Here is a 1,298-nt window from a genome sequence, read left to right on the forward strand (position 1 = left end):
AAAAAAACGATCGTTAAACCGTTTAATTTTTCTTATTCGATCGGTTTTTTCTATCAAGAAAATAAAAATGAATCGATTCAGCAAGGGGAAATATTAAGTTAAATTAATAATTTAGAGTGCTAATTATTCTGTTGCTTTATTTTTTCGTAAAAATAAGAACCGTAGCGTCAGATTTTCAAAGAGGGCCAGATAATAAGACGAGTAGGGTGATAACGTTTTTTTTAATTTTTTGTACTTTCATAATAGTACAACACTCCTCTCCCGACAGTAAAGGTCAAGCGAAGAGAGGAGCGGACAATGTATCAGGTTAAATCAACATTCTTGCTGGCGAACAGCCAGGTTAAAATAAAGCCAGTAATATAAGCGACGATGAGGCCAGCAATATAGACTGCCATTCCAACAAAAATACCCTGTGCCGATGTCATCAGCGGGATGGAGACCAAACCAGAAGGGCCAAATACCGTATTCAGGCCGATCGGCAACCCCATCCAAGCCACCGTGCCAACAAAGAAGCCGCCCATGGCCCCACCGCAACAGGCGGTCACAAAAGGTTTCAGGCGTGGCAGCGTGACGCCATAAATCAGCGGTTCGCCAATGCCTAACAGACCGGGGAAAATGGCCCCTTTGATTTGAGTGCGTAGCAGAGAGCCTGTCGGAGAACGAACAAAAAGGGCCAGTGCAGCCCCGACTTGCCCAGCGCCCGCCATGGCGAGAATGGGAAACAGGGAATTGAAGCCTTGTGCGTCCATCAACGCGAAATAGACCGGCACAAAGCCCTGGTGGATGCCAAAAACTACCGCAATCAGAAACAGTCCAGCTAAAATGGCGCTGCCAAACGGGTTGCCGTTTAAGTGCAGGAACAGCCATGACATGCCTTTGAACAGTTCGCCACCGATGGGCATGATGACGACAAAGGTCACCGCGCCGGTAATCAGCAACGTCAGGGTGGCGGTGAGGATCATATCAAGGTTATCAGGCATGATGCGGCGCACCTGCTTTTCGACCCAAGCACCCAGCATGCAAGCCAGTAATACGCCAATAATATTACCGCGTGGATCGATGGCCAGGCCAAAGAAATGTGTCATCCCAGCGTAATAACCGGTAGTCCCTTCCGGCACATAGCGCAAGATAAACAGAGAAGCAATGATTGCACCATTGACGCCCGTTCCACCGAACGCCTTCTGGGTATTAAAACCAATCAGGATGCTAAGAAAAGTAAACAAACCAATGCTAAACACTTTCATGTAAGCAATCAGGCTTTTTAACCAGGCGGCCTGTGCGACACCTTCTACTACCAG

Annotated in this window: 1 protein-coding gene; it reads right to left on the reverse strand. The window is 47.3% G+C overall.

Annotation, left to right across the window (positions count from 1 at the left end; translation table 11 throughout):
* Positions 1 to 302 precede the first annotated feature (302 nt).
* Positions 303 to 1,298, reverse strand: a 996-nt coding sequence (gene murP, locus J5224_RS28255; RefSeq protein ID WP_264628428.1) for a PTS N-acetylmuramic acid transporter subunit IIBC, incomplete at its 5' end; no start/stop codon positions are given.

The sequence above is a fragment of the Candidatus Symbiopectobacterium sp. NZEC135 genome (assembly GCF_025962695.1).